Here is a 26,932-nt window from a genome sequence, read left to right as displayed (position 1 = left end):
CGGCGTAAATCGGCCTCAGAATCCGCGGCTAGCCCGGCATTCTAGCGCTCACCACCCGGTCCCGCCCGTCCAGATCAGGAACGACACGGATATCCGCCAGCCCCGCCGCGTCGAACAACGCGCTGACCGCCTGCGCCTGTGTCGGGCCGATTTCCACCAGAAGCCGTCCGCCGGGAACAAGGTGGTCCGGGGCGCCTGCCGCAATCCGACGATAGGCGTCCAGCCCGTCCGCTTCATCCGTCAAAGCCAGACGCGGCTCGTGCTCGCGTACTTCGGGCGACAGGCCATCCATCTCATCCAGCGCGATATAGGGCGGATTGGAAACGATCAGGTCGAAATACCCGCCAATGTTCTCAAACCAGTCCGAGCGCTGGATCTCTGCCCGATCCTGCACCCCATGGGCCACCGCATTGGCGCTGGCCTGCAGACAGGCGGCCTCGCTCAGATCGACGCCCAGCCCGGTTGCGCTGGCGCGTTCCGCCAGCAAGGTGATCAGGATGCAGCCCGAGCCGACGCCCAGGTCCAGCACGCGGTCAAACGGCTGGCTCAGGGCCGCTTCGATCAGCGCCTCGGTTTCGGGGCGCGGGTCCAGCACGTCGCGGCTGACGCGGAAGCGTCGGCCGTAAAACTCGCGCTCACCCAGCAGATGGGAAACCGGAACCCGGATCGCGCGCAGCGACACCAGTTGCTCATAGCGTTCGGCGATCTCGGGCGAGAGCTCTTCGGGAGCGATCAGGGTCACGCGGCTGGCCTCGATCCGGGCGGCATGGGCCAGCAGGACCCGAGCGTCCCGCGCCGGGTCGTCCACACCTGCGGCCCGCAGGCGCGCGGTGGCGGCCACCATGGCCTGTGCCGCTGTCAGCGCCGCGATCATTGCGCCATCTCCGCCAACAGGCGGGCCTGATCATCAGCGGTCAGCGCGTCGATCACCTCGTCCAGATCGCCCTGCATGATCTGATCGAGCTTGTAGAGCGTCAGGTTGATCCGGTGATCGGTCATCCGGCCCTGCGGGAAATTATAGGTACGGATGCGCTCGGAGCGGTCGCCCGACCCCACCTGGCTGGCCCGGTCGGCCGAGCGTTCGCTGTCGATCCGCTGACGTTCGAGGTCATAGAGACGCGTCTTGAGCACCTGCATCGCGATCTCGCGGTTGCGGTGCTGTGACTTCTCGGAACTGGTCACCACGATCCCTGTCGGCAGGTGCGTGATCCGCACGGCCGAGTCGGTGGTGTTCACGTGCTGCCCGCCTGCGCCCGAGCTTCGCATCGTGTCGATACGCAGGTCATTGGGGTCGATCTGGATGTCCACGTCCTCGGCCTCGGGCAGAACCGCCACGGTCGCCGCCGAGGTGTGGATGCGCCCACCGCTTTCGGTTTCGGGCACGCGTTGAACGCGGTGCACGCCGGATTCGTATTTCAGCCGGGCAAAAACGTTGTCGCCCTTGATATGGGCCACCACTTCCTTGATGCCACCCAGTTCGGTCTGCTGTTCTTCGATGATCTCTAGCTGCCAGCCGCGCGCCTCGGCATAGCGCTGATACATCCGCAACAGGTCGCCCGCGAACAAAGCCGCCTCGTCGCCGCCGGTGCCGGGGCGGATCTCCAGCATCGCCGGCCGCGCATCGGCCGCGTCCTTGGGCAGCAGCGCCAGTTGCAGCGCGTGTTCGGCCTCGGGGATGCGCGCCTTGAGCTGCGGGATCTCCTCCTCGGCCAGCTCTTTCATGTCGGGGTCGTCCAGCATCGCCTCGGCCTCGGCCAAATCGGCCCGCAGCTGGCGCCAGGCTGCGATCTGTTCGACCACCGGCTTGAGGTCGGAATATTCCTTGGCCAAAGCCGCGATATCCCCGCCCGAGGCGCCATCGGACATGGCCGCTTCGAGGTACTGGAATCGCTGGGTGATCTGTTCAAGACGTTCTTCGGGGATCATTGGGGCGGTGTCTATCATCCGACGGCTTTGGTCAAGGCCCCGGCTTGTGCTAAGCTATGCCCATGAAACGGATCATTGCCCTGCTGATCGTCTGCGCAACGCCCGGTCTGGCCGATGTCATCGGCCCCGGTGGCAAAGTGCAGGATTGCTATTGCACCGACACATCCGGCGCGCGGGTCGAACTGGGCGAGATGGTCTGCCTGCAGGTCGATGGCCGCATGTTCATGGCCCAGTGCCAGATGTCTCTGAACGTGCCGATGTGGCGCGAGGTGTCCGAGGGGTGCCTGTCTTCAGGACTGCAGAGCCGCCAGCCAACCGTCGACCCGGGTGCGGTTGACGTCGAAATCCCGTCGGCCAAATCGTAACCGCCCGAAGATGCGCAACTTGTCGCCGTCCTGCTGGGCGGTGGTGTAATCGGGAAAGCCAAACACCCGACTGCGGGTGACATAGGTGATCAGGCCCTCATCCACCGATCCGGCCAGCGCCGTCGTGCGCGGCGTCGCCCGCGCCACCTTGTCCAGACGCGCAAGGCCGTCCGGTCCGGTCTGAATCACGCGGATCACACCTCCGGGCAGGTCACGGTCGGCCTCGGCCACGACCGGGACATGCCAGCGCGAGGGATCGGACGGTGCCAGCCGCACATAGAGGCCAAGCCCGACAACCGCGGCGACAACCAACCAAAGAACCATGCGTTTCATTCCATTCAGACCTTCCGGCAGAACCCTAGCCGCCCGCCGGTACGGGGCAAGACCTGCCGGCCCTGCCTACCGTGACGTCACGCCGGGCAGGATGCACAGCAGCTCGAATAGCAGGTTTGCCGCCGTCAGCGCGGTATTGCCCGAGGGGTCATAGGGCGGAGAGACCTCGACCAGGTCGCAGCCCACCACGTTCATGCCCCCCAGCGCGTGGATCAGCTGCAGCGCCTGCGGCGTGGTCAGCCCGCCGATCTCGGGCGTGCCGGTGCCGGGGGCATAGGCCGGGTCCAGGCTGTCGATATCGTAGGTGACATAGACCGGATGTTCGCCGATTTCCTTGCGGATCAACGCCCCGATCTGGGTCAAGTTCTGTTGCCACAACTCCCACGCAGGAAACTGCCGGAACCCCCAACCCTTGGACTCGGTGAAATCGCTGGCCGCATAGCCCGAGCCGCGGATACCGATCTGAAAGGTCTTGGCGGGCACGATCAGCCCCTCTTCATACGCGCGGCGAAAGACGGTGCCGTGGGTTTCGCGCTCGCCGAACATTTCGTCATTGACGTCGGCATGGGCGTCCACATGCACCAGGGCAACGGGCCCGTGTTTCGCGGCAACGGCCCGCAGAATCGGCAGTGTGATCGAATGATCGCCCCCCATCGCCACCGGGATCACGCCCTGCGCAAGGATCGCGTCATAGCTTTCCTTGATGATCCGAAGGCTGTCGGCCAGCGAGAAGGTGTTGATCGCCAGATCTCCGATATCGGCGATCTGGAGGCTGTCGAAAGGCGCAGCGAAGGTGGCCATGTTGTAGGGCCGGATCATCGCGCTTTCGGCGCGGATCTGCTTGGGGCCGAACCGGGTGCCCGACCGCCACGAGGTTCCGATATCCATCGGCACGCCCAGCACCGCCACGTCCAGCCCCGCCAGCGTATCGGCCGCGGGCAACCGCATGAAGGTGTTCGGCCCCGAAAACCGCGCCAGATCATTGCCGCTGATGGGTTGGTTGAATTGGCTCATGGCGTCTGCGCCCCCTGTCCCGTTGGTTCACCTGATACCGGCCATAACAAAACCATGGCTAACCAATGGTTAAAGCCGCCCGTCTTTCGCCAGTTTGGTCCATCCCAGCAGGCAGATGATCTGGGTCGCCACATGCGCCCCTGCGATCGCCGTGGCCCCCGACGTGTCAAACGGCGGAGACACCTCGACCACGTCGCCGCCCTTGATGTTGATCCCGGCGATGTCGCGCAAGATGATTTGCGCCTGGATCGAGCTGAGCCCACCCCAGACCGGGGTTCCGGTGCCGGGGGCAAAGGCCGGGTCCAGCCCGTCGATGTCAAAGCTCAGATAGACCGGGCTGTCGCCCAGGATGCCCTTGATCTTCTGCGCCACGGCGGCGGGGCCGGATTCATAGACCTCGCGCGCGTCGATGATGTTGACGCCCAGCGTGTCCTCGTTGGTGGTGCGGATCCCGACCTGGACCGAGCGTTTCGGGTCCACGATTCCCGACTTCACCGCCTTGTAGAACATGGTGCCGTGGTCCACCCGGCTCATGTCGTCATCGGCCCAGGTGTCGGTATGGGCGTCGAACTGCAACAGCGACATCGGCCCGTATTTCTCGGCATAGGCCTTGAGGATCGGAAAGCTGATATAGTGGTCGCCCCCCAGCGTGACCGAGGCCACATCCGCCGCCAGAATGGTGCGGATATGGTTGGTCAGCGTGTCGGGAAAGGCGGGAATGTTGGCATAATCATAGGCCATGTCACCATAGTCGATGATCGCCAGCTCGCTGAGCGCATCGAAGGGCCAGCCATAGGGCGCATCGGGCGATTGCAGGGCGCTGGCCTCGCGGATCGCGCGCGGGCCCAGACGGGTGCCGGGGCGATTGGTCACCGCCTGATCAAACGGCACGCCGGTCACGGCGATATCCACGCCTTTCAGGTTCTTGGTGTAGAGCCGCCGTAGAAAGGATGTGGCCCCGCCAAAGGTGTTTTCATAACTCAACCCCTTCAGGTCGGGGTTGGTAAAGGCCTCATCGACCTGATTTTTTGCGTCTTCCAATGCCATTGTGGCCCGTTTCCTTCCTGATATTGACCGGACCGTCAGGTCAACGGCTGCGCCTTTTCGACGATGCGCGCAAAGAACGAGGCACCCACCGGTGCGATCTCGTCGTTGAAATTGTACTTGGGGTGATGCAGCCCCGGCCCGTCGCCCTGCCCCAGGAACAGATAGGCGCCCGGGCGTTCCTGCAGCATGTACGAGAAATCCTCGGCCCCCATCTCGCGGCCCGAATTTGCGATCACCCGATCGGCGCCTGCCACTTCGCGCGCCACCTCGGCGGCGAAACCGGTCTTGTCCGCATCGTTGACCGTGGCCGGATAGCCCACGACATAATCCAATGTCGCCGTGACCCCGTAGGATGCCGCCTGCCCCTGCACGATTTCCTCAAGTCGGGTCATCACCATCTTCTGAACCGCCGGATCGAAGGTGCGGACGGTGCCGTTCAGATAGGCGGTGTCGGGGATCACGTTGTTCACGGTCCCGGTGTGGATCTGGGTGACCGAGATCACCAGATCGTCCAGCGCATAGTGGTTGCGGCTGACGATGGTCTGGATCGCCTGCGCGATTCCGCAGGCAGCCATGACCGGGTCGCGCGTCTCGTGCGGCATGGCACCGTGGCCACCCACGCCCTGAATGTGGATGTCGAACGTGTCGACCGCCGCCATGATCGGCCCGGGCGTGGTATAGAACGCGCCCTCGGCAAAGCCCGGCGCATTGTGCAGCGCATAGACCTGAGCGATGTCGAACCGGTCCATCACACCCTCTTTGACCATGATATCGGCGCCGCCGCCCTCTTCCTCGGCGGGTTGGAACAGCAACGCCACGCGGCCCCGGAAATTCCGCGTCTCGGCCAGGTACCGCGCCGCGCCCAGCAGCATGGTGGTGTGCCCGTCATGCCCGCAGGCATGCATCTTGCCGGGATTCTTCGAGGCATATTCCACACCCGTTTCTTCAACGATCGGCAGCGCATCCATATCGGCGCGCAGCCCGATCGTGGGGCCATCGCCCTGCCCGTTGATGATCGCAACGATCCCGGTCTGGGCGATCCCTTCGTGCAGCTCGTCCACGCCGAATTCGCGCAGCCGTTCGGCTACGAAGGCGGCGGTCTGATGGCAGTCGAACTCCAGTTCCGGGATCGTGTGCAGGTGCTGGCGCCATTCGGCCATGTCGGCGGCGTAATCGGCAATTCGGTTGACGACGGGCATCGGGGGTGGACTCCTGATCCAAGCTGCGGGATGGATGCATCTGACACCGGAACAAGGGGCTTCGCAATGGCTGAAAATCCACTGATCCATGATACTGACGCCGGAATCGAGCGGCTGCTGGAAATCATGCGCCGCCTGCGTGACCCGGACACCGGCTGCCCGTGGGACATCGAACAGGATTTCGCCACCATCGCCCCCTACACGATCGAAGAGGCCTATGAGGTCGCCGACGCCATCGAACGGCAGGCCTGGGACGAGCTCAAGGGCGAGCTGGGCGACCTGCTGTTCCAGTCGGTCTTTCACGCGCAGATGGCCGAAGAGGCCGGGCATTTCACCTTTCAGGACGTGGTACGCACCATGTCCGACAAGATGGTGGTCCGCCATCCGCATGTCTTCGGCGACGAATCCCGCGACAAGTCCGCCGAACAGCAGACCCGCGACTGGGAGGCGATCAAGGCCGCCGAGCGCGCTGGCAAAAAGCAGAAAGGTGCGTTGGACGGCGTGGCCGCCAACCTGCCCGCCTTGCTGCGCGCCTACAAGCTGCAGAAACGCGCCGCGCGGGTGGGTTTCGACTGGCCCGATGTCAGCCATGTGCTGGCCAAAATCACAGAAGAGGCCGCCGAACTGGCAGAGGCGCGCGACCAGATGGACGCCGACGCGCTTGAGGATGAATTTGGCGACCTGCTGTTCGTGATCGTCAACCTCGGCCGCCATTTGGGCATCGAGCCCGAGGCCGCGCTGCGCCGCACCAACGCCAAGTTCACACGCCGGTTCGAACAGGTCGAATCCCGGTTGGCCACACGTGGCAAGTCACCGTCAGACAGCACGCTGGAAGAGATGGACGCCCTGTGGGACGCGGTAAAAACCGAAGAACACCGGGCAAATGGCAAACTCCCGCCGGTGGCCACCGGAACAGGGGCCTGAAACCGCTGGACAAGCGGCGCGCGGATTGACAGTCTCCGCCCTTCAAGACCCCGGAGGCCCCATGACCGCGCGCAAGATCATCATCGACACCGACCCCGGACAGGACGACGCCGTCGCCATCCTGCTGGCGCTGGCCAGCCCCGACGAAATCGAGGTGCTGGGCATCACCGCCGTCGCCGGCAACGTGCCGCTGGAGCTGACGGCCAAGAATGCGCGCATCGTTTGCGAACTGGCCGGGCGTACCGATACTCCGGTCCATGCGGGTTGCGATCGCCCGCTGAAACGCCCGCTGATCACCGCCGAGCACGTGCATGGCAAAACCGGGCTGGACGGCCCCGTACTGCCTGACCCGCAGATGCCGTTGGCCGAGGGGCATGGCGTCGATTTCATTATCGACACTCTGCGCGCGCAGGATCCCGGCACCGTAACACTCTGCCCGCTGGGGCCGCTGACAAACATCGCCACGGCCTTTCAGAAGGCGCCCGACATTGTTGAACGCATACAAGAAATCGTGCTGATGGGTGGCGCTTACTTCGAAGTCGGAAACATCACACCCACCGCTGAATTCAACATCCATGTCGACCCCGAGGCCGCTGATATCGTGTTCAAATCCGGCGTTCCGATCGTGGTGATGCCGCTGGACGTGACGCACAAGGCGCTGGTCACCAAACCGCGCAACGACGCGTTCCGGGCCCTTGGCACCAAGGTTGGCATCGCCGTCGCCGAAATGACCGATTTCTTTGAACGTTTCGACAAGGAAAAATACGGCAGCGAAGGCGCACCCCTGCACGATCCCTGCGTGACCGCTTATCTGATCCGGCCCGAGCTGTTCTCGGGCCGTCACGTCAACGTCGAGATCGAAACCCAGTCGGATCTCACCCTCGGCATGACCGTCGCTGATTGGTGGGGCGTCACCGACCGCACGCCCAACGCGCTGTTCATCGGCGACGTGGATGCCGACGGGTTCTTTGCCCTGCTGACCGAACGGCTGGCGCGGCTATGAGCGCCGCTCTGCGCCTTGCCCGCCCCGAGGACCTTGATCGCCTGATGGGCCTGGTCGCCGCCTTTCACGCTGAGGCCGGGATCCAGCAGGACCCCGACCAAAGGCGCGATGCGCTGATGCCTCTGCTGGAAGGCATCCCGCACGGCTGTATCTATCTGATCGGCCCGTCGCGCGCGCCGCTGGGCTATATCATACTGACCTTTGGTTGGTCGGTCGAGTTCGGGGGGATGGACGGGTTCGTGGACGAAATCTACATCCGGCCGGCCATTCGCGGCCGCGGAATTGCCACCGAGGTTCTATTGGACTTGCCCAAAGCACTGGCCGGGGCCGGCCTGACGGCCCTGCATCTGGAAGTGGATCGAACCAACGAGGCCGCGCAGAAACTCTACCTTCGGACCGGTTTCAAACCGCGCGACCGTTACATGTTGATGAGCAAAAAGCTCTAGCGTGCTTCACCGCGGAAGATCAGCCCGGGATTGTAGTACATTTCTTGCACCGGATCGTTCTGCGACACCGGCTCGCCGGTGATCGGGTAAGTGTCAGGACCTGCGCAGGCCGCCAGAACCCCGACGGAAAGCACGGAAATAATGAGAAGGATTCTTGAAGCGGACATCACGTTCTCCTTTTCTGCTGTACCGTCAAACTACGCCCGACAACGTCGCACTTGTAGGAACAAGTTCACACATAATTACATTTATGTTTGCATTTTTTCTCCCTGCCCGCCCCAAACTCCGGACTAAGGGAAGATTACCCTGCAATTCCATTGGGTTCAGCGGGGTCACCCGTCAGCGACATTTCGAAGAATAACAGCTGACCCTGGGCGACTTCGGGTATATCCGAATAGGCATCGCGCAGCTTGAACCCCAGAGACAGATACAGCCGAGTCGCCGCTTCCAGCGGTTTCCCGGTGTCCATCCGGATCAACTCAAACCCGTCCTTGCGGCACTGAGCGATCAGCGCCTGCATGATCGCACACCCCGCACCAGTGCCCCGAGCGTCATCGGTCACGAACACGCGCTTGATCTCGGCGATACCAGGACCGATCGTCTGGAACATCCCGCAGCCCACCGCCTGCCCGTCCAGCATCGCCAGCCGGGTCCCGCCCTTGGGCGGCATATGCTCGATCTCGATGGCGGACAGAACAGCCGCATATTTCTCGGGTGGATAGAACGTGTTCACGACCTGCCGCGACCGTTCATCCAGCGTCAGCAGATAGGCGTGATAATCCCAACACAAACGCCGGACAGCATCAAACTGGTCCGGCGTTTCTGGTTCAACGATACTCAGCATGACGGACCCCCGGCCAATGTCGGGGGGCAGCCTAGCAGCTTACGGCTTACTTGCGAAGGATCGAACGCCCCGCGTATTCCGCGACCTCGCCCAGCGATTCCTCGATGCGGATCAGCTGGTTGTACTTGGCCAACCGGTCCGACCGCGCCAGCGAACCGGTCTTGATCTGACCGCAGTTGGTCGCCACGGCCAGATCGGCGATGGTGGCGTCCTCGGTCTCGCCCGACCGGTGGGACATCACGTTGGTGTAGCCGGCCCGGTGCGCCATATCCACGGCGCGCAGCGTTTCGGTCAGCGAACCGATCTGGTTCACCTTGACCAGCATCGAGTTGGCGCAGCCTTTCTCGATCCCCTCGGCCAGGCGCGCCGGGTTGGTCACGAACAGGTCGTCACCCACCAGCTGCACCTTGCCGCCCAGCTCGTCGGTCAGCGCCTTCCAGCCGTCCCAGTCATCCTCGGACATGCCGTCCTCGATCGAAATGATCGGATAGTCGTTCACCAGGGCTGCCAGATAGGCCACGTTCTCGTCGCTGCTGAGCGTCTTGCCCTCGCCCGCCAGAACGTATTTGCCATCCTTGAAATATTCGGTCGCGGCGCAATCGAGCGCCAGATAAATCTCGTCACCCGGCTTGTAGCCCGCCTTCTCGATCGACTTGAGGATGAAATCCAGCGCCTCGCGGGTCGAGGCGATGTTGGGGGCAAACCCGCCCTCGTCGCCGACACCGGTGGCCAGCCCGGCGGCCGACAGTTCCTTTTTCAGGGTGTGGAACACTTCCGAACCCATGCGCACCGCCTCGCGGATGTTGCTGGCGGCCACGGGCATGATCATGAATTCCTGGATGTCGATCGGGTTGTCGGCATGTTCGCCGCCATTGATGATGTTCATCATCGGCACCGGCAGGACGCGCGCCGAGGTGCCACCCACGTAGCGATACAGCGGCTGGGTGGTGAAATCCGCCGCTGCCTTGGCCACGGCCAGCGAGACGCCCAGAATTGCGTTCGCACCCAGACGGGCCTTGTTGGGTGTGCCGTCCAGCTCGATCATCGCGGCGTCGATCGCCACCTGCTCGGTCGCATCAAATCCCACCAGCTCTTCGGCGATCTCACCATTTACGGCGGCCACGGCTTCGAGCACGCCCTTGCCCATGTAACGGGACTTGTCGCCATCGCGCTTTTCAACCGCCTCATAGGCGCCGGTCGATGCGCCCGAAGGCACGGCCGCCCGGCCCATGGTGCCGTCTTCCAGAACCACGTCCACCTCGACGGTGGGGTTGCCCCGGCTGTCCAGGATTTCGCGTGCGTGGATGTCGATGATGGTGCTCATGATACCGGTCCCTGAAAATGCGTTCGGTTGCATGCCTCATACCAGCACGCGGGGAAAAGTAAACCGGGTCCGTTATCGCTAACACGCATATTTTCCGGCCTTTAGCGCCAACAGCGGTGTGTTTGCGCCAACAGGTCAGCAGACCGCCGGGGCCATGGACCGCGCGATGCGCCGTTCGCGGATGAACGTGTACATGCCCGACCCGATGATCAGCGACGCGCCGATCATGGTCATCAGGTCCGGCCGTTCGCCGAACATCCACATCCCGGCCAGAATCGAGAACAGCAGCCGAGTATAGCGGAACGGCGTCAGGGCCGAGGCCTCGCCCACGCGCATTGCGGTCACGATCCCCAGATAGCCTAGAACACCGAAGCCAACGGCACCGACATAGGGTCCGATCTGCCCCATCTGTAGCGGCGCCAAAGGCTGCGCCGAGGTCAGCATCAGCACGCCGCCGGCAATCGCGACCGCCGCATAGGCCTGCAGCGCCACCACGGCCGAGGCCACCCGCGCGTCCAGCCGGCGGGTGATCAGATCCCGTGCGGCAATGGCGATGACGCTGGCCACCACAAACAGAGCCTCGGGCCGAAACCCGTCCAGACCGGGGCGGATGATCATCAGGACGCCGATGAATCCGACGCCGATTGCGCTCCAACGGCGCCAGCCGACTTGCTCGCGCAGGAAGAGTGCGGCCCCCATCGTGACCACCAGCGGCATCGCCTGAAACACGGCCGCAACGGTCGACAGGTCGACAAGGGACAATGCGGTGACAAAGCTCAGCGCCCCGACCGCCTCGGTGCACGCGCGGATCACGAACAGCGGTTGCCAGGCGGCCGAGTCAAAGATCGGTTTGCGCGTGACGATGGCCATGGCGGCAAATACAAGTGCGCAGAACAGCCCCAGCACGATCATGACCTGACCGGTCGGCACGGTGACCGACAGATGCTTGATGAACATGTCCTCAAGCGTGAAGGCGGCCATAGCGCCGATGACCAGCAGGATGCCGTTCGCGTTGTTCATGTCGTTGCCTATTGATTTCGGACGGCCTAATTGCCGCGTCGCAACGCAGAAGACCCGGATCGCGCCCCCGTGGCAAGCGCGAAGAGGGCTTCGAATCATGAATAGATTTTAGATGACCAATCGCTTTTGGTGATGTGTCCCGGCTGGGTCAGTCCTTGTCCAGCGGAACTCCGTACAATTCCAACCGATGACCTTTCAGACGATAGCCCAGCTTCGAGGCGATCTTTTCCTGCAGGGCTTCGATCTCGGGGTCCACGAATTCGATCACTTCGCCCGAGTTCATGTCGATCAGATGATCGTGGTGGTCGCGTTCGGCGTCCTCATAGCGCGCGCGCCCGTCGCCGAATTCCAGCCGTTCGAGGATGCCGGCCTCTTCGAAAAGCTTGACGGTGCGATAGACGGTTGCGATCGAAATGCCCGCATCCAGCGCCGAGGCGCGGGCGTACAATTCCTCGACATCGGGATGATCATCACTGTCCTGCAGCACCTGCGCGATGGTCCGACGCTGGCCGGTCATGCGCAGGCCTTTGGCTTCGCAACGCGCGATGATCGTGTCCGCCATGTCATCCCCCAGAATCCGTTCGGGTTTCTGTCTTAGTACGTCCGCGCGGATTTCGCCACTGCGATTTGCGCCCGCTGCGCTTCAGCCCGACAACCGCAGATCGGCCCAGACCGGCAGGTGGTCCGAGGCGATATGCGCGGGCCTTTCCCCGTGAACACCGTGGGCCAGCGCCTCGAGCCCGCCGCCCAGCGCGATCCGGTCCAGCGCCCCCAGCGGCTGCGCGGCAGGAAAGCTGGGCACCGGCGGCAGGAACCGCATACCGGGGGCCAGGTGGTCCAGCACGGGCTGGCGTGACCATTCGTTGAAATCCCCGGCCCAGACCGTAGGCATCTGCTCCAGAGCGCGCTCATCCTGCCGCAGATGGACGATCTGCTGCCGACGCCACGCCGAGAACAGTCCCAGATGCATCCCCATCACCCGCAAAGGCCCAATATGGGTGTCGAACTCGACCCGGACCGCCCCGCGCGGCTCGAGCCCCGGCAGGTCATGATGCGCAGCGCAGCGCACCTGAATGCGGTCGCCCCGCCAGATCACCGCGTTGCCATGCCAGCCCAGACTACCCGCACCGCCCAGATCGACGATCTTCCAACCAGCCTCGTCCAGCATGAAATGCGGCAGCGCCGCCGGGCGCGGCGGCAGGCGCTTGTCGGCCTCTTGCAGCACCACGATATCGGCGCCCAGCCGGTCCAGCACCTGCAGGATGCGCTGCGGCTGGCGGCGCAGGTCCAGCCCGACGCATTTCTGGATGTTGTAGCTGGCAAGGCGCAGCTTGGGCAAATTGGTCATCTGTTTTCTACGGTTGTACCCCGTCAGGATTCGCAGGATCGCGGCCGGACGCAAGCCGATAGTTCAGCACAGATGCCGAAACCCGCTCAGGTGCCGCAAAAGGTGGCATGCACCACCTCATCCTGCGTGGGCGGGCGCCTCAGGTCGGCGGCGTCGGGCTGGTCGTCATAGGGCCGGGCCAGCACCGCGTTCAGCCGGTTGAACGGGGCATAGTCGCCCTGAACGGCGGTCTGGATCATCTGCTCGACCCGGTGGTTGCGCGGGATGAAGGCCGGGTTGGCCGCGCGCATCACCGCGAGCGGATCAGCCTCGCGCGTCAGTCGCGCGCGCCACCCCTCGGCCCAGCTGTCAAAAGCCGTTGGATCGGTGAACTGGTCCCGCGCCGCATCGCTGCCCAGCGCGCGGAAGGTATTGCTGAAATCAGCCTGGTTCTGCGCCATCCGCGTCAGCAGGTCCGAGATCAGCGCAAGATCGTCATCCTCCTCGGTGGTCAGGCCGATCTTGGCCCGGAACCGGCGCAGCCAGTGCTTCTGCATCAAATCGGGCATGGCGTGCACGATCTCGGTCGCCTCTTCCACTGCGGCCTGCTTGTCCTCGATCTGCTGGATCAACGCCGTCGCCAGCTGTGCAAGGTTCCACACCGCGATCTCGGGCTGGTTGGAATAGGCATAGCGCCCCATCCGGTCGATCGAGCTGTAGACGGTATTCGGGTGATAGCTGTCCATGAAGGCGCAGGGGCCATAGTCGATGGTTTCGCCCGAAATGGCGCAGTTGTCGGTGTTCATCACCCCGTGGATGAAACCCACCGCCATCCATTGCGCGATCAACGCGGCCTGCGCGTCACGCACGGCGCGCAGCAGGCCCATCGGCCCGACGGCGTCCGGGTAATGGCGTTCAATGGCATAATCCGTCAGCCGCCGCAGATCGGCGATCTGGCCGCGTGCGGCGAATACCTGGAACGTACCCACCCGCAGATGGCTCTGCGCCACGCGGGTCAGCACCGCGCCGGGCATCGGGCCCTCGCGCAGCACGACCTCGCCGGTTTCCACCGCCGCCAGGGCGCGCGTAGTGGGAATGCCCAACGCATGCATCGCCTCGGACACGACATATTCGCGCAGAACCGGCCCCAGCCAGGCCCGCCCGTCGCCCTGCCGCGAGAACGGCGTGCGTCCCGAGCCCTTGAGCTGAATGTCGCGGCGGATCCCGTCCGTGCCCACCACCTCGCCCAGCAGCACCGCGCGCCCGTCGCCCAGCTGCGGGTTGTAGTTGCCGAACTGGTGGCCGGAATACAGCTGCGCCAGCGGCTCGGCCCCGTCAGGCAGGGTATTGCCTGCAAAAACCTCGGCCATGTCCTGCGCGTCGCCGGGCAAGATGCCCAGCACCCGCGCCAGATCATCATTGAAAGCCACCAGCCGTGGTGCGCGCACGGGTTCGGGCGACTGGCGCGCATAAAAGGCGCCGGGCAGCCGGGCATAGGAATTGTCGAAGGGGATCGTCAGGGTCATGGCGCAAACATATGATCTGTGCGCAGTATTGCCAGCACCAAATCCTATCGCCGTGAAAGGCCCATCATGACCGCCGACCAGATCATCGACCACCTGCAACTGCAGCCCCACCCCGAAGGCGGCTGGTATGCCGAGACCTTGCGCGCGGACAACAGCGGCCGCCCGACCGCGACCTGCATCTATTTCCTGCTGAAACGGGGCGAGGCCAGCCACTGGCACCGGGTCGATGCGACCGAGATCTGGCTGTTTCACGCCGGCGCGCCGCTGATCCTGTCGATCAGCGAAACCGATACCGGGCCTGCAAGCGATCACATGCTGTCCCCTGACCTGAGCGAAGGTACGCCGCAGGTCATCGTACCCGCCGGACATTGGCAGGCCGCCCGCAGCACCGGGGACTACACGCTGGTCAGCTGTACCGTCTCGCCGGGGTTCCAGTTCGACGGGTTCGAACTGGCACCGCCGGAGTTCGACATTCCCAGAGGCTAAACCTTCAGTCCTTGCTGAACCATGCTTGAACTTGCCCTGCCCGATGCGGCAAGGTTCGCTTGTGTATGATTGGGCAAGGACGAGGGCGCGATGCGGCTGATCAAGACTTTGGTGACCGTGGCCGTAATCCTCGGCTTGGTCGTGCTTGGGCTGCGGTTGGCCTTTCCGCTGCCCGAGACCAATTTTTCGGAGCAGACATACCGGCAGCCGACGGATTGGACTGGTCCGCTGGGCCAAGCCATCGAGCCGGCGATGCAGCGCAACCCCGGACTGGACGGCGTCCGCCCCCTTGGTCAGGGGCATACCGCATTTGCCGCCCGCGCCATTCTCGCGCGTGAGGCGGTCTCGTCCATCGATGCCCAATACTACATTTGGCAGGATGACGTGACCGGCCTGATGCTGCTGGACGAATTGCGAGCGGCGGCGGAACGGGGCGTGCGCGTGCGCCTTCTGGTCGATGACAACGGCATCTCGGGGCTGGACCCGCTTCTGGCTGAACTGGATGCCATGCCAACGGCCCATGTCCGCATCTTCAACCCGTTCACGCTGCGCAATCCCAAGCTGCTGTCCTATCTGTTCGATTTCGGACGGTTGAACCGTCGCATGCACAACAAGTCCATGACGGTGGACGGCGTGGCCACGATTGTCGGGGGCCGAAACATCGGCGACATCTACTTCGACTATGGGGCCGGGACGCACTATCTGGATGTCGATACCATCGCGATCGGTCCGATCGTGGACGAGGTAGCCGAGTCGTTCGATGCCTTTTGGAACAGCGGCTCGGCCTATGATGCCGCGTTGTTCCTGCCCGATGCAACCGACCCAAGCCTGAAAGCGCTGGCCGAGGCCGCGCGTCAGACCGCGGCCGGGGCCGGATACCAAAAGGCGATCCGCGACAATGAACTGGCCGACCGCATCGCCGCCCGCGATCTGCCGTTCGAATGGAGCGCGGTCGAACTCTTTGTCGATGACCCGGCCAAGGGGCTTGGCCAGGTGGAGGACGAGAACCTCATGGTCGAGCGTCTCATCGCCTTTGCCGAAAGCTCGGAGATATCGCTCGATCTGGTCTCGGCCTATTTCATTCCCGGTCCCCGCGGGGCCGAGTTGCTCGAACGGTTGGCGTCATCCGGGGTCAAAGTCCGGGTCCTGACCAATTCACTGGATGCGACCGATGTGATGCCGGTTCATGCCGCTTACATGGCCTATCGCTACGACCTGCTGGCAAGCGGGGTTCAGTTGCTGGAGCTGCGCGCGTTGCGCGACGAGCACAAGGAACGCAGCCTGCCCGAAATTCTTGCAGGTTCCGCGTCGGGCCTGCATGCAAAGGTGTTTGGCTCGGATGGCAAAAGGATCTTCATCGGCTCATACAATCTGGACCCGCGTTCGGCCCGGCTGAACACCGAGATGGGCCTGCTGATCGAGAGCCCCACGATCGCGACAGATCTTGCCCGGCAACTGGACAAGCCGGAATTTGCCTATCGCGTCGAGATGGACGATGACGGTGGGCTGGTCTGGGTTCAGCAGACCAAGGACGGGACGACCACGACCTTTGAGACCGACCCGAACACCTCTCGGTTCCAGCGCGGCCTTGCCGCCGTCGTCAGGTGGCTGCCGGTCGAGTGGATGCTCTGACCACCGCTGGCGTCAGTTCAGGACCGCGATCGACAGGTTCAGAACAGTCGCAAACGCCACCCATGCCAAATAGGGCACGAACGCCCATGCCGAAACGCGATCCACCGGGCGGACGTGTTTGATGAACAGAACAATCACCACCAGCAGCGCCAGGATCACTACCAATGCCAGCCAAGGCTGGTGCAGCACGAAGAATGCGGGCGACCACAAGAAGTTCAGGCCCAGCTGCGCCCACCACAGGCGCATCGCGGGCGATCCCCGGTCGCGTTCGAACTGCCGCCATCCCGCCATCGCGATCAGCACGTACAGAACCGTCCAGACCGGGCCGAACACCCAGCCCGGCGGGTTGAAGACCGGTTTGTTCAGGTTTGCATACCACTCCCCCGGCCCCGTCAGAGTGCCGATCAGTATGCCGCCTCCCATTACCAGAACCAGAAATGCGATACGTGTCAGGGTCTTGGTCATGCCGGTTCCATCCGCAGGTGCACTGCCGCTCAGCAGGTCCCGACCGGTATAGCCGCGCGGGCCGCCGAGGAAAAGACGCCACGCGGCGGGCTCTGCGCGCCTTCCAGAGAGACCGTCGCGCCCTGAATCTCGGCCCCCGACACGGTGATCTCTCGTCCGCCGCCCGTGTCATCCACGTCGATCGTAAAGGCGATTTCCGCACCGGGCGGCATGGCCCGGATGTCCAGATCGACCATCGACTGCCCGTCCTGAACCTGAGGCAGCCCGTTCAGATACTCGGACCCCGAAACCATTTCAAAGGGCTGAAACACTTCAACCCCTGCCCCCGCGCCGGTGACATCAAAGATCAGCCCGCCCTGCGACGAGGACAAATCCAGACGCACCGTTGCCGCAGACAGGCTGCAATCGCTGGCGTTGCGAAGAACGAAGCGGTCCTTTGGCGCTCCCTCGACGAACTCAACCTGCACGTCGGCCATGGCAGGCACTGCGAGCATGAACGCGGCGGCACAACCGGCCGCATTTTTTACAAGGGAACCGATCATCTTCATCTCCGGCGTTGTTGTGGCTACTGCTACAATTACGCGCGAGCGCCTTGGCAGGATCATTTTTCGCCGCGTTTCAGCGCGGTGCGCCCTGCGACACCCGGCTGACCGTCCCCCCGCCAACCAACGCCTTTACCCCGGTGGTGCCGGGGCAAGAGGTCGGCATCCCCCGCGCCACGCGCACCGCCAGATAGGCAAAGGCCTGCGCCTCAAGCATGTCGCCATCCAGACCTACGGCCTCGACCGGATCGACCGGGCAGTCCATCGCCACGCGCAGCATCTCCATCAAGACCGGGTTCCTGCGCCCGCCGCCGGTGACCAGCACCCGCGCGGGCGGTTTGGGGCAATGCTCCATCCCCTGCACCACCCCGGCGGCGCTCATGCCAGTCAGGGTGGCGACGGCGTCGGCGTCACTCAATTCCTTCACCAGGCCGATCATTTCGGCGAAATCGTTGCGGTCCAGCGATTTGGGCGGCAGACGGTTGAAATACGGCTCGGCCAGAAACAGCTCCAGCGCTCCGGTCTCGACCGTTCCCTGCCGGGCCAGCGCGCCGTCGCGGTCCATCGGCAGGCCCAGACGCGCCTGCACCAGGTCGTCGATCGGCGCATTGGCCGGGCCGGTGTCAAAGGCCAACAGCGCACCTGGCGCCTCGGGTCCGTCAAAGGACGGGTCCACATAGGTCAGGTTGCCGACACCGCCCAGGTTCAGAAAGCACAAGGGCGCCGTGGCCCCGACATACTTGGCGCAGGCAAAGTGGAAAAACGGCGCCAGCGGCGCGCCCTCGCCGCCCATGGCCACGTCATCACTGCGGAAATCCCAGACCACGGGCACACCCAGCGCAACCGCCAGCCCCTCGCCATCGCCTACCTGCAACGTGCCCTTGCCGCGCGGCTCATGCGCAAGGGTCTGGCCGTGAAACCCGATCAGCTCCACGTCCTCGAATTCCGACAGCAGCTCGGCATGGGCGCGGGTCACCAGATCTTCGGCGGCGTGCACCTCGGGTCCGCTCCATTTGCCAAGCGCGGCGCGCAGCAGCTTGCGCTCGCCCTCAGTATAGGGCCGGTACGCACTGTCGCCGAACCGCAGGATCTGCCGCCCGTCGGTTTCCACCACCGCCGCGTCGACCCCATCGAGCGAGGTGCCCGACATGGCCCCCAGTGCCCGCACTGCCCCAACTTTGCCTCGGGCCTTATTCATGGCCTTTTCCTTCCCTCGTTCGCCGCCTATAACGTGCCCCGCAATTCAACCCCGAGGCAAGACATGACGTATCACCCCAAATCGGATTTCATCGCCACGATGATCGAGCGCGGCTTTCTGGCCGATTGCACCGATTATCGGGGCCTTGACGATGCTCTGACAAGCGGGGTGCAGACAGCCTATATCGGGTATGACGCCACCGCCCAGTCCCTGCATGTCGGGCACCTGATGAACATCATGGTTCTGCGCTGGTTCCAGAAGCTGGGGCACAAGCCGATCACCCTGATGGGGGGCGGCACCACCAAGGTGGGCGATCCGTCTTTCCGCTCGGACGAACGCCCCCTGCTGGGCCCCGAGCAGATCGACGCCAACATCGCCGGCATGCAGAAGGTGTTCGACAAGTACCTGTCCTATGACGACAGCGACGCCGGCGCGCTGATGTTGAACAATGCCGAATGGCTGGACGACCTGAACTATCTCGATTTCCTGCGCGACATCGGGCGGCATTTCTCGGTCAACCGGATGCTGTCCTTTGAATCGGTGAAATCGCGGCTGGACCGGGAACAATCCCTGTCGTTTCTCGAGTTCAACTACATGATCCTGCAGGCCTATGACTTTTTGGAGCTGAACCGTCGTTACAGCTGCATCCTGCAGATGGGTGGATCGGACCAGTGGGGCAACATCGTCAACGGCATCGACCTGACCCGCCGCGTGCTGGATCACGAGATCTATGGCCTGACCACGCCCCTGCTGACCACCAGCGACGGGCGCAAGATGGGCAAAAGCCAGGGCGGCGCCATCTGGCTGAACGGCGACATGCTGTCGCCTTACGAGTTCTGGCAGTTCTGGCGCAATACCACCGATGCCGACGTGGGCCGCTTCCTGAAGATCTTCACCGAGCTTCCCGTGGACGAATGCGACCGGATGGGCGCGCTGCAGGGGTCCGAGATCAACGAGGCCAAGATCCGTCTGGCCAACGAAGTCACGACCCTTCTGCACGGGGCCGAGGCCGCGGCCAAGGCCGAGGCCACCGCGCGCGAGGTGTTCGAAAAGGGCGGCGTGGGCGGCGACCTGCCCACCCTGACCCTGACCGCCGAGGATCTGGGCGACGGCATCTCGGTCGTGCAGCTGATCGTGAAGTCGGGCTTGGCGAAATCGGGCAAGGAGGCCAAGCGCCTGATTTCGGAAAACGGCGCCCGTCTGGACGACGCTCCGCTGACCGATGCGGGGCTGATGATCGACGCGGCGGCCTTGTCCTCGCCCATCAAGCTGAGCGCGGGCAAGAAGCGGCACGCGCTGGTGCAGTTGGGCTAACCCGTCTGACCCCAAACACGACGGCCGCCTCAGGGCGGCCGTTTTTTTATTCGCGCTCGACCGAGCCCAGCGGCAGGTCCAGACCGGCGGGCGTCACGAACAGCTCGATCTGGTCGCGCGACAGCGCCCAGTGATCGGCCGCCAGCTGCCCCGCCGCCGCCTCGTCGCGCGCCTCGATCGCGGCGATGATGGCGTCATGCTGGTCGCAGGCCAGATCGAGGCTTTCACCCATCCCGGCCTGATCCGGGCGGTAGAAGGTCATGCCGATGCGCGCATGGTCGATCAGCAGCCGCTGAAACGACGGCAGCAGATAGACATTCGCCGCCATCTCACCGGTGATTTCGTGGAACTGGTTGTTGGCCAGCGCGCGGTCTTCGGCCGAGCCCGCCCGCAGGGTTTCCCGAAACGCCGCCTGCGCCGCCTTCAACCGGTCGATCTGGTCGCCCGTGGCGTTCTGCGCCGCCAGCCGCAGCACCGCGCCATAGATCATCGGCGCCACCAGGAAGAAGTCGCGCAGCGTGGCGTAGGACATCTGCGACACCCGCGCGCCCCGGTTTTCTCGCAGTTCAAGATAGCCCAGCCCGGCCAGATGCCGGAACACTTCGCGCAGGGGCGTGCGCGACAGGCCGAACGCCTCGGACAGCTGCGCCTCGTCCAGGTCATCGCCGGGGCGCAGTTTCAGCGTCATCACCGCCGCTTTCAGATGCGCGGCCAGCGCCGCCTTGCGGCTTTTCGTGTCGTCTTTCATCCCCAACCTTCGCTTTGGTCGAATCGCGACACCCAGGATGTCGCCCCTGCTCTTGCCCGATAAAATGCACCTTGTACACAATCAGCCTGACCGCCCGTGATAGACTGAGCGCATGACCCGCCCGCAACACTTCTGTTTCATCCTCGTTCCAGAGTTCTCGCACCTGGCCTTCTCCTGCGCGGTCGAGCCGCTGCGGATCGCCAACTGGGTCAGCGGCGAGGAGCTGTACCGCTGGTCCTTCGCCTCGGAGGACGGCGCGCAGGCGGTGTGTTCGAACGGGTCCGTGACGCTGGTGCATGGCGGGCTGGCGGACCTGCCGAAATGCGACCAGATCTTCGTTTTGTCGGGCATCCACATGCGCGATCACGTCAGCCGCCCGCTGCTGGCCGCGCTGCGCCGCGAACGGGCGCGCGGTACGGCCATCGGGGCGCTGTGTTCGGGCGCGTGGCTGCTGGCCGAGGCCGGTTTCCTGAACGGGATGCAGGCGGCGATCCATTGGGAATATCACGACGCCTTCATGGAGGCCTTCCCGGACGTGAACCTGGTACGCAGCGTCTTCGTGGCCGATGAAAAGCACATGACCGCCTCGGGCGGTACCGCGACGGCCGACCTGATGCTGCACCTGATCGAGCGCGACCACGGGCAGGACCTGTCGATCGCGGTCGCCGACCAGATGGTTTATAACGCCGTGCGCAACGCGACCGCCGATCAGCGTGTGTCGCTGCAATCGCGCAACGGCATGCGCAACGCGCATCTCGCCAAGGCGATCCAGATCATGGCCGACCGCATCAACGACCCGATCTCGCCAGCGGTGATCGCCGAACAGATCGGCATCTCGACCCGCCAGCTGGAACGGCTCTTCGGCAAATACCTCAACGCCTCGCCCAAGAAATACTTCATGGAACTGCGGCTGGACCGCGCGCGCAACCTGTTGTTGCAGACCGAATCCTCGGTCACCGACGTAGCCTTTGCCTGCGGCTTTGAAAGCCCGGGCCATTTCTCACGCGTGTACCGCGCCACCTTCGGCGTCACCCCGATGCAGCAGCGCAGCCGGCTGGACTGAGTCACTGCCAACTGGACAGGACGTGCCATCTCGGACTATTTGAACGAACGTTCAGATCACTGGGGAGGAGCCCGCCATGCAATTGTCCACCACCGCTGCCGTCATCACCGGCGGCGCCTCGGGCCTCGGAGAGGCCACCGCACGTTACTTTGCCGAGAACGGCGCGCAGGTCACCATCCTCGACCGCGATGCCGAGCGTGGCGCGCAGGTCGCGGCCGAGATCGGCGGACATTTCGCCCAGACCGACGTGACGGACGAGAACTCGGTGGCTGCGGCCATTGCGCTGGCGATGGAAAAGATGGGCAAGATCACTGCCTGCGTGAACTGTGCCGGCATCGCCTATGGCATCAAGACCGTCGGCAAGGACGGCCCCCACCCGCTCGACGCCTTCCAGCGCACCATCGACATCAACCTCGTGGGCACCTTCAACGTGTCGCGTCTGGCCGCCGTCGAGATGGCCAAGAACGAGCCCGAGCCGGATGGCGCGCGCGGCGTAATCATCAACACCGCCTCGATCGCGGCCTTCGACGGCCAAAAGGGTCAGGCCGCCTATTCCGCCTCCAAGGGAGGAGTCGTCGGCATGACGCTGCCGATGGCGCGCGACCTCGCCTCGACCGGTATCCGGGTCATGACCATTGCGCCCGGCATCTTCATGACCCCGATGCTGGCCGGCCTGCCCGAAGAGGTGCAGCAGCAGCTTGCCGCCGACGTTCCGAACCCCGCCCGCCTGGGCGACCCGCGCGAATACGGCCGGCTGGCCGGGTTCATCGTCGAGATGGGCTATCTGAACGGCGAGGTCATCCGCATCGACGGCGCCCTGCGCATGCGCTGACCCTCACTGACGATTTCCGGCCCGGTCGATCTTCGTCCGGGCCGGCCATTTTCGTTTCGTACAAAACGGAAGACCTCCGTCCCGGGGCCGGTACAAAACAGACGAATTGGCTCAGCCCGCCTCGGCCTTCTCTTCCAGTTCCAGCCATTCCTCCTCGGCAGCGGCCAGCTTCTGCTGCCGCTCGACAAGGGCCTCGGTTGCCTTCTGGAACTTCACCGGCTCGCGGGTGAACAGTTCGGGGTCCGACATCAGCTCCTCCAGCTTGGCGATCTCGGCTTCCAGCCGCGCGATCTCGGCGGGCAGCTTCTCCAGCCGGTGTTTTTCGGAAAAGGACAGGCCGGTTTTCGACTTGGTTTCCTGCTTGACCTTCGGCTTGTTCTCTTTTGATTTATCCGGCTTTTTCTCGACCAGATCGACGCGCTGCGCGACATAATCCGACCAGCCGCCCGCATAGACGGTCGCGCGGCCGTTGCCCTCCATCGCTATGGTGGTGGTCGCCACACGATCCAGGAAATCCCGGTCGTGACTGACCAGCAGCACGGTGCCGTCATAGTCGTCCAGCAACTCCTGCAACAGGTCCAGCGTCTCGACATCCAGATCGTTGGTCGGTTCGTCCAGCACCAGCAGGTTCGACGGTTTCGCCATCAGCTTGGCCAGCAGCAACCGCGCTTTTTCGCCGCCCGACAAGGACTTGACGGCCGCTCTTGCCTGCCGTTCGTCGAACAGGAATTCCTTGAGATAGCCGACCACATGCTTGGGCTGGCCGCGCACCATCACCTGATCGGCCTTGCCCGAGACGCGCATCTCGGGGTCGCCGGTCAGGCTGTCCCACAGGGTCATCTCGGGGTCCAGCTGCGCGCGGGTCTGGTCGAAAACCGCGATTTCGAGGTTGGTGCCCAGTGTCACCGACCCCTCGTCCGGCTCCACTTCGCCCAGCAGCATCTTCAGAACCGTTGTCTTGCCCACGCCGTTCGGGCCGACAAAGGCCACCCGGTCGCCGCGCTGTACCAGTAGGTCCAGGTTGCGCACGATGGGCGTGCCGTCGAACGCCTTGCTGACACCGCGTGCCTCGATCACCTTGCGCCCGGACTTCGGACCGGACTCCAAGGACATGGCCGCCGAGCCCTGACGCTTGATCTGCGCCGCGCGTTCGGCCCGCAGGGCCTGCAACGCCCGCACCCGGCCCTGGTTGCGCTTGCGGCGGGCGCTGATCCCCTCGACCGCCCAACGCGCCTCGGACTTGATCAGCCGGTCCAGCTTGTGGCGTTGCTGGTCTTCCTCCTCCCAGATCTTGTCACGCCACGCCTCGAAGGCCTCGAACCCCTGCTCCTGCCGGCGCACCAAACCGCGGTCAATCCACAGTGTTGCCCGGGTCAGCGCCCGCAGGAATGCGCGGTCATGCGAGATCAGGACAAAGGCCGCCCGCGTCGCACCCAGTTCACGTTCGAGCCAGCCGATGGCCTCGATGTCAAGGTGGTTGGTCGGCTCATCAAGCAGCATCAGGTCGGGGGCCTCGGCCATCAACTTGGCCAGCGCCGCTCGCCGCCGTTCGCCGCCCGAGGCAGTCTGAACCGCGCGCGAGGGGTCGAATTTCAGCCCCTCGCCGGCCCGTTCCACCTTGTACAGCTCGCCGGGTTCCAGCCCGCTGGCCGCATAATCGCCCAGCGTGGCAAAGCCCTCCATCGTCGGGTCCTGCTCCATGTAACCCACGGATTTGCCGGGCGGCACGACAATGTCGCCCCGGTCCGGCTCGACCAGACCGGCCATGACCTTCATCAGGGTGGATTTGCCCGAGCCGTTCCGCCCGACCAGCGCAACGCGGTCGCCGGGCTGAACCACCAGGTCTAGGTCGGAAAACACCGGCTCGCCCCCGAAGGTCAGCGAGATACCGGACATCTGCAACAAAGGAATACGTGCCATAAGCGCCAGCTAAACCGGCAGGCATTGGGCGTCAACGCCCTAACCTCACCTTTTGCCAGCAGCGCGGCTTCAGCCCGCGATCATCCGCAAGAGGCGTTTCCGCGCCGCGGGAATCGCGCCGATCTCGACACCGGTGAAGACATGCAGCGTGTTCAGCTGGCGATCCACCACCGCATGATCGCTGACCCAGCCACCCATCATAAGATAAGTACGCAGCAACGGCGGCATTCGCAGCATGGCCTTTCTGGCATCCGGGCGCCGCCGCAGCCGCGCGGCAAAGCGGAACACGTCCGGCGCCTTGACCCGCGGCAACCAGCGTTTGGGCGCAAGGTGGCGATGTTTGAGCATCGCGAAGGCATCCAGGTATTCCGCAGTCTCAGTCCCTGCAAAGGACGAGCATCCAAACAGCAACTGAACCCCGTTGCGGTCGACGAAGGCCGTCATCGCGCCCCAGGCCACCCTCAGGATATCGGGGTCCGTCCAATCCGGATGGATGCAGAACCGCCCCATTTCCACCATGCGCCCATCAAAGCTCTGCAAAGCGGAAAGGTCATAGAACTGGGCCGAATAACTCCGGCTGATGTCGCTGCCGCTGTCCATGACCAGCATCCGGAAACAGCAGACCAACTGGCCACCTGCCTGCGAATCCTCGACCAGAACATGGGCGCAGGTAACGTCGAATTTGTCCTGATCCGTCTCGGCTGTTCGGAATGCAAGAGTACGAAGATTCTGGGCCGCCCGCACGTCCTCGGGACACCGCGCCAGGCGCGCGCGGAAGCGGCCTTTGTCCAACAAAATATCATCGGCCATGGTCGCATCCTCCACGGTTTCTCACCGATTGCGATCTGCCTGATCCCATGCACCAATAGTGTGACCGCCGTGTGAAGCTTTCAACCGGCGGCCGGAAATTAGCTGGCCCCCGGGATGTTCGACGGGCTGAATTGGCCGATGTTGCCCAGCAGCTGCCGCAGGAAGCCTTTGTCCTGAACACTGGAGTCCGTCACACGGCGATCCAGCACGATGACATAGCCGTCTTCGAGACCGAATTTCTCGATATTGCGGACGACGCCACGCTGGTCAAAGCTGATCGCCACCAATTCGCGCGAGACGACCTCGGGGCGTTTGGGGCCATAGTGGCGAACGCGCGACGCCACATAGTAGAAACCCGAATCCTTCAACACACCTGACGAGCTGGGCGCGCCAGCCTTTTCCAGAACCGTGTCGCGGGTATCGACGCCAACCTTGATCTCGGCCAGCTCTTCCGGGGTGGGGATATAGCCGTGCTTCTTGTAGACCGGGGTACAGGCAACAGCGGTGGCCAGAACAAGCGTGCAGGCAACCGCCCTGGACGCCGGTTTCAGCCTGTTCAGTACTTTCAACATGTTCACCCTCTTGCCTTGGTCCCTTGCGGCTTCTATCCGATTACAGAAACCCATGCCCCGGTTCAACACAGGAAAGGGTCACAATGTCCGACCTCTCAACATTGCGCGTCGCCGATCTGCCTCAAAACAGCCCGACCGCGTTCGAATTGCGCCCCCCTTCTCGGCAACTCGAGGAAATTCGTGATGCGTTGGGCCTGCTCGGGCTACGCAAGCTGAGTTTTGTCGGCGAGCTGCGCGCGCAGGGCAAGCGTGATTGGGTGTTGACCGCCAAGCTGGGCGCGACCGTCATTCAGCCCTGCGTGGTGACGCTGGACCCGGTCACGACCCGGATCGAGGCCCCGGTGCGGCGCGTTTTCATGGCCAATTTGACCGAACCGGACGAACCCGAGTTCGAAATGCCCGAAGATGACGAGACCGAAGCCTTGGGCCCGGAAATCGATCTGGACCAGGTGATGCGCGAGGCACTGTCCCTTGCGTTGCCCCAATACCCCCGGAAAGACGGCGCACATCTGGGCGACGCGAACTATACCGAACCGGGCAAACAGGCGATGACCGACGAGGATGCCAAACCCTTTGCCGGGCTGGCGTCCCTGCGTGACGCACTTAAAAAAGACGAGTGACAGGGGATCGATTTCCTGTCATAGCAGGCGCTCAGAAAAATCGCTTGAACATGTCGAGAATCGCAGTATTTTCGCGCGCTCATCGGAATTTGGGTTGGACATCGCGGGGCTTGTTCCCTAAACGCACGTCACACCACGAGAAAACGAAGAATGAAACCCGGCCTGCAGCGAATCTGCTGGCCCTTAGTAGACAAAGGTTGAGACCATGGCCGTCCAACAGAACAAAGTTTCCAAGTCGCGTCGCAACAACCGCCGCGCACACGACGCTCTGGTTGCTGCAAACCCGAACGAATGCGCGAACTGCGGCGAGCTGAAGCGCCCGCACCACGTTTGCGCAGCATGCGGCCACTATGACGATCGTGAAGTCGTCGCTCAGGCCGACGACATCGACCTGGACGAAGACGCGGCCTAAGCCTGATTGAACGCAGGTTC

Annotated in this window: 31 protein-coding genes; 11 read left to right on the top strand and 20 right to left on the bottom strand. The window is 63.8% G+C overall.

The genetic code is table 11. The features are described 5' to 3' along the window. Positions 1–28 precede the first annotated feature (28 nt). Both prmC and prfA read right to left on the bottom strand, forming a co-directional pair. The gene (gene prmC / locus AC2FNL_RS06465) at positions 29–874 is read right to left on the bottom strand and encodes a peptide chain release factor N(5)-glutamine methyltransferase (protein ID WP_496832868.1); all 846 of its coding nucleotides are present in this window, start codon (positions 872–874) and stop codon (positions 29–31) included. Next, positions 871–1,926 carry a peptide chain release factor 1 gene (prfA, locus tag AC2FNL_RS06460; protein WP_480753910.1) on the bottom strand — a complete coding sequence of 352 codons (1,056 nt, stop codon included), beginning with the start codon at positions 1,924–1,926 and terminating at the stop codon, positions 871–873. Before prfA ends, prmC begins: the two co-directional genes overlap by 4 nt. Positions 1,927–1,988: 62 nt before the next feature. Between prfA and AC2FNL_RS06455 the strand changes: the two genes are divergently transcribed. After that, positions 1,989–2,291 carry a hypothetical protein gene (locus tag AC2FNL_RS06455; protein ID WP_170370601.1) on the top strand — a complete coding sequence of 101 codons (303 nt, stop codon included), beginning with the start codon at positions 1,989–1,991 and terminating at the stop codon, positions 2,289–2,291. Here AC2FNL_RS06455 and AC2FNL_RS06450 read toward each other — a convergent pair. From AC2FNL_RS06450 to AC2FNL_RS06435, 4 genes are all read right to left on the bottom strand, one after another. Next, positions 2,217–2,624 (bottom strand): DUF1499 domain-containing protein, encoded by a 408-nt coding sequence (locus tag AC2FNL_RS06450; protein ID WP_496832867.1) that lies wholly within the window; start codon positions 2,622–2,624, stop codon positions 2,217–2,219. The two genes, AC2FNL_RS06455 and AC2FNL_RS06450, sit on opposite strands and share 75 nt — an antisense overlap. A 66-nt stretch (positions 2,625–2,690) precedes the next feature. Continuing rightward, complete coding sequence (gene speB, locus AC2FNL_RS06445; RefSeq protein WP_496832866.1) at positions 2,691–3,638, bottom strand: agmatinase; 948 nt, start codon at positions 3,636–3,638, stop codon at positions 2,691–2,693. Between the two features lie 69 nt (positions 3,639–3,707). Continuing rightward, positions 3,708–4,685, bottom strand: a complete 978-nt coding sequence (gene speB / locus AC2FNL_RS06440) for an agmatinase (RefSeq protein ID WP_480726236.1) — start codon at positions 4,683–4,685, stop codon at positions 3,708–3,710. A 35-nt stretch (positions 4,686–4,720) separates the two neighbouring features. Continuing rightward, the gene (locus AC2FNL_RS06435; RefSeq protein WP_496832865.1) at positions 4,721–5,884 is read right to left on the bottom strand and encodes a M20 aminoacylase family protein; all 1,164 of its coding nucleotides are present in this window, start codon (positions 5,882–5,884) and stop codon (positions 4,721–4,723) included. Between the two features lie 66 nt (positions 5,885–5,950). Here AC2FNL_RS06435 and mazG point away from each other — a divergent pair, with 66 nt between their 5' ends. From mazG to AC2FNL_RS06420, 3 genes are all read left to right on the top strand, one after another. Then, positions 5,951–6,808, top strand: a complete 858-nt coding sequence (mazG, locus tag AC2FNL_RS06430) for a nucleoside triphosphate pyrophosphohydrolase (RefSeq protein ID WP_496832864.1) — start codon at positions 5,951–5,953, stop codon at positions 6,806–6,808. Between the two features lie 61 nt (positions 6,809–6,869). Beyond that, positions 6,870–7,811 carry a nucleoside hydrolase gene (locus AC2FNL_RS06425; protein ID WP_496832863.1) on the top strand — a complete coding sequence of 314 codons (942 nt, stop codon included), beginning with the start codon at positions 6,870–6,872 and terminating at the stop codon, positions 7,809–7,811. Continuing rightward, a complete protein-coding gene (locus AC2FNL_RS06420; protein WP_480694529.1) occupies positions 7,808–8,257 on the top strand; it encodes a GNAT family N-acetyltransferase in 450 nt (149 codons plus the stop codon). The genes AC2FNL_RS06425 and AC2FNL_RS06420 overlap by 4 nt, the downstream gene beginning before the upstream one ends. Here AC2FNL_RS06420 and AC2FNL_RS06415 read toward each other — a convergent pair. The 7 genes from AC2FNL_RS06415 to AC2FNL_RS06385 all read right to left on the bottom strand — a co-directional run bounded on the left by AC2FNL_RS06415 (position 8,254) and on the right by AC2FNL_RS06385 (position 14,298). Next, a complete protein-coding gene (locus tag AC2FNL_RS06415; protein WP_496832862.1) occupies positions 8,254–8,424 on the bottom strand; it encodes a hypothetical protein in 171 nt (56 codons plus the stop codon). The genes AC2FNL_RS06420 and AC2FNL_RS06415 overlap by 4 nt on opposite strands. A 134-nt stretch (positions 8,425–8,558) precedes the next feature. Continuing rightward, positions 8,559–9,101 (bottom strand): GNAT family N-acetyltransferase, encoded by a 543-nt coding sequence (locus AC2FNL_RS06410; RefSeq protein WP_496832861.1) that lies wholly within the window; start codon positions 9,099–9,101, stop codon positions 8,559–8,561. Positions 9,102–9,147: 46 nt separating this feature from the next. Further along, positions 9,148–10,425 (bottom strand): phosphopyruvate hydratase, encoded by a 1,278-nt coding sequence (gene eno, locus AC2FNL_RS06405; RefSeq protein ID WP_170338256.1) that lies wholly within the window; start codon positions 10,423–10,425, stop codon positions 9,148–9,150. 135 nt (positions 10,426–10,560) lie between these two features. Further along, positions 10,561–11,445 carry a DMT family transporter gene (locus tag AC2FNL_RS06400; protein ID WP_093962301.1) on the bottom strand — a complete coding sequence of 295 codons (885 nt, stop codon included), beginning with the start codon at positions 11,443–11,445 and terminating at the stop codon, positions 10,561–10,563. 148 nt (positions 11,446–11,593) lie between these two features. Then, complete coding sequence (locus AC2FNL_RS06395; protein ID WP_093962302.1) at positions 11,594–12,007, bottom strand: Fur family transcriptional regulator; 414 nt, start codon at positions 12,005–12,007, stop codon at positions 11,594–11,596. 81 nt (positions 12,008–12,088) lie between these two features. Next, positions 12,089–12,793 (bottom strand): endonuclease/exonuclease/phosphatase family protein, encoded by a 705-nt coding sequence (locus tag AC2FNL_RS06390; RefSeq protein ID WP_093962303.1) that lies wholly within the window; start codon positions 12,791–12,793, stop codon positions 12,089–12,091. Positions 12,794–12,879: 86 nt separating this feature from the next. Then, the gene (locus tag AC2FNL_RS06385; protein ID WP_496832860.1) at positions 12,880–14,298 is read right to left on the bottom strand and encodes a protein adenylyltransferase SelO; all 1,419 of its coding nucleotides are present in this window, start codon (positions 14,296–14,298) and stop codon (positions 12,880–12,882) included. A gap of 66 nt (positions 14,299–14,364) precedes the next feature. Here AC2FNL_RS06385 and AC2FNL_RS06380 point away from each other — a divergent pair, with 66 nt between their 5' ends. Both AC2FNL_RS06380 and AC2FNL_RS06375 read left to right on the top strand, forming a co-directional pair. Beyond that, complete coding sequence (locus AC2FNL_RS06380; RefSeq protein ID WP_496832859.1) at positions 14,365–14,784, top strand: cupin domain-containing protein; 420 nt, start codon at positions 14,365–14,367, stop codon at positions 14,782–14,784. A 90-nt stretch (positions 14,785–14,874) separates the two neighbouring features. Next, positions 14,875–16,416 carry a phospholipase D family protein gene (locus AC2FNL_RS06375; protein ID WP_496832858.1) on the top strand — a complete coding sequence of 514 codons (1,542 nt, stop codon included), beginning with the start codon at positions 14,875–14,877 and terminating at the stop codon, positions 16,414–16,416. A gap of 12 nt (positions 16,417–16,428) precedes the next feature. Here the strand turns inward: AC2FNL_RS06375 and AC2FNL_RS06370 are convergent, their stop codons facing one another. From AC2FNL_RS06370 to AC2FNL_RS06360, 3 genes are all read right to left on the bottom strand, one after another. After that, positions 16,429–16,881 (bottom strand): TspO/MBR family protein, encoded by a 453-nt coding sequence (locus AC2FNL_RS06370; RefSeq protein ID WP_170338245.1) that lies wholly within the window; start codon positions 16,879–16,881, stop codon positions 16,429–16,431. A gap of 29 nt (positions 16,882–16,910) precedes the next feature. Next, positions 16,911–17,375, bottom strand: coding sequence for an aggregation factor core (locus AC2FNL_RS06365; protein WP_496832857.1), 465 nt, complete (start codon positions 17,373–17,375; stop codon positions 16,911–16,913). 124 nt (positions 17,376–17,499) lie between these two features. Then, the gene (locus AC2FNL_RS06360) at positions 17,500–18,621 is read right to left on the bottom strand and encodes an anhydro-N-acetylmuramic acid kinase (RefSeq protein WP_496832856.1); all 1,122 of its coding nucleotides are present in this window, start codon (positions 18,619–18,621) and stop codon (positions 17,500–17,502) included. A 63-nt stretch (positions 18,622–18,684) separates the two neighbouring features. On the opposite strand from AC2FNL_RS06360, the gene tyrS reads away from it, so the two are divergent. Beyond that, a complete protein-coding gene (gene tyrS, locus AC2FNL_RS06355) occupies positions 18,685–19,935 on the top strand; it encodes a tyrosine--tRNA ligase (protein ID WP_496832855.1) in 1,251 nt (416 codons plus the stop codon). Positions 19,936–19,981: 46 nt separating this feature from the next. Here tyrS and AC2FNL_RS06350 read toward each other — a convergent pair whose 3' ends face one another. Continuing rightward, a complete protein-coding gene (locus AC2FNL_RS06350; RefSeq protein ID WP_496832854.1) occupies positions 19,982–20,683 on the bottom strand; it encodes a GntR family transcriptional regulator in 702 nt (233 codons plus the stop codon). A gap of 112 nt (positions 20,684–20,795) precedes the next feature. Here AC2FNL_RS06350 and AC2FNL_RS06345 point away from each other — a divergent pair, with 112 nt between their 5' ends. Both AC2FNL_RS06345 and AC2FNL_RS06340 read left to right on the top strand, forming a co-directional pair. Further along, positions 20,796–21,746: a GlxA family transcriptional regulator gene (locus tag AC2FNL_RS06345; protein ID WP_496832853.1), complete on the top strand. Its 951-nt coding sequence runs from the start codon at positions 20,796–20,798 to the stop codon at positions 21,744–21,746. Positions 21,747–21,822: 76 nt separating this feature from the next. After that, complete coding sequence (locus AC2FNL_RS06340) at positions 21,823–22,578, top strand: 3-hydroxyacyl-CoA dehydrogenase (RefSeq protein ID WP_496832852.1); 756 nt, start codon at positions 21,823–21,825, stop codon at positions 22,576–22,578. A 111-nt stretch (positions 22,579–22,689) separates the two neighbouring features. Here the strand turns inward: AC2FNL_RS06340 and AC2FNL_RS06335 are convergent, their stop codons facing one another. The 3 genes from AC2FNL_RS06335 to AC2FNL_RS06325 all read right to left on the bottom strand — a co-directional run bounded on the left by AC2FNL_RS06335 (position 22,690) and on the right by AC2FNL_RS06325 (position 25,880). After that, positions 22,690–24,498, bottom strand: a complete 1,809-nt coding sequence (locus AC2FNL_RS06335) for an ABC-F family ATP-binding cassette domain-containing protein (protein ID WP_496832851.1) — start codon at positions 24,496–24,498, stop codon at positions 22,690–22,692. Positions 24,499–24,567: 69 nt separating this feature from the next. Further along, positions 24,568–25,308, bottom strand: coding sequence for a GNAT family N-acetyltransferase (locus AC2FNL_RS06330; protein WP_170437787.1), 741 nt, complete (start codon positions 25,306–25,308; stop codon positions 24,568–24,570). Positions 25,309–25,406: 98 nt separating this feature from the next. Beyond that, positions 25,407–25,880 carry an outer membrane protein assembly factor BamE gene (locus AC2FNL_RS06325; RefSeq protein WP_093962985.1) on the bottom strand — a complete coding sequence of 158 codons (474 nt, stop codon included), beginning with the start codon at positions 25,878–25,880 and terminating at the stop codon, positions 25,407–25,409. A gap of 83 nt (positions 25,881–25,963) precedes the next feature. Here AC2FNL_RS06325 and AC2FNL_RS06320 point away from each other — a divergent pair, with 83 nt between their 5' ends. Together AC2FNL_RS06320 and rpmF are read left to right on the top strand one after the other, a co-directional pair. Then, positions 25,964–26,500, top strand: a complete 537-nt coding sequence (locus tag AC2FNL_RS06320) for a YceD family protein (RefSeq protein WP_093962312.1) — start codon at positions 25,964–25,966, stop codon at positions 26,498–26,500. A gap of 205 nt (positions 26,501–26,705) precedes the next feature. After that, a complete protein-coding gene (rpmF, locus tag AC2FNL_RS06315; RefSeq protein ID WP_093962313.1) occupies positions 26,706–26,912 on the top strand; it encodes a 50S ribosomal protein L32 in 207 nt (68 codons plus the stop codon). The last annotated feature ends 20 nt before the right edge of the window (positions 26,913–26,932 follow it).

This window comes from Ruegeria sp. CRTD044 (assembly GCF_059613485.1).
Note: the sequence above shows the minus strand (reverse complement) of the source record. Positions and strands in the feature narration are given on the sequence as shown.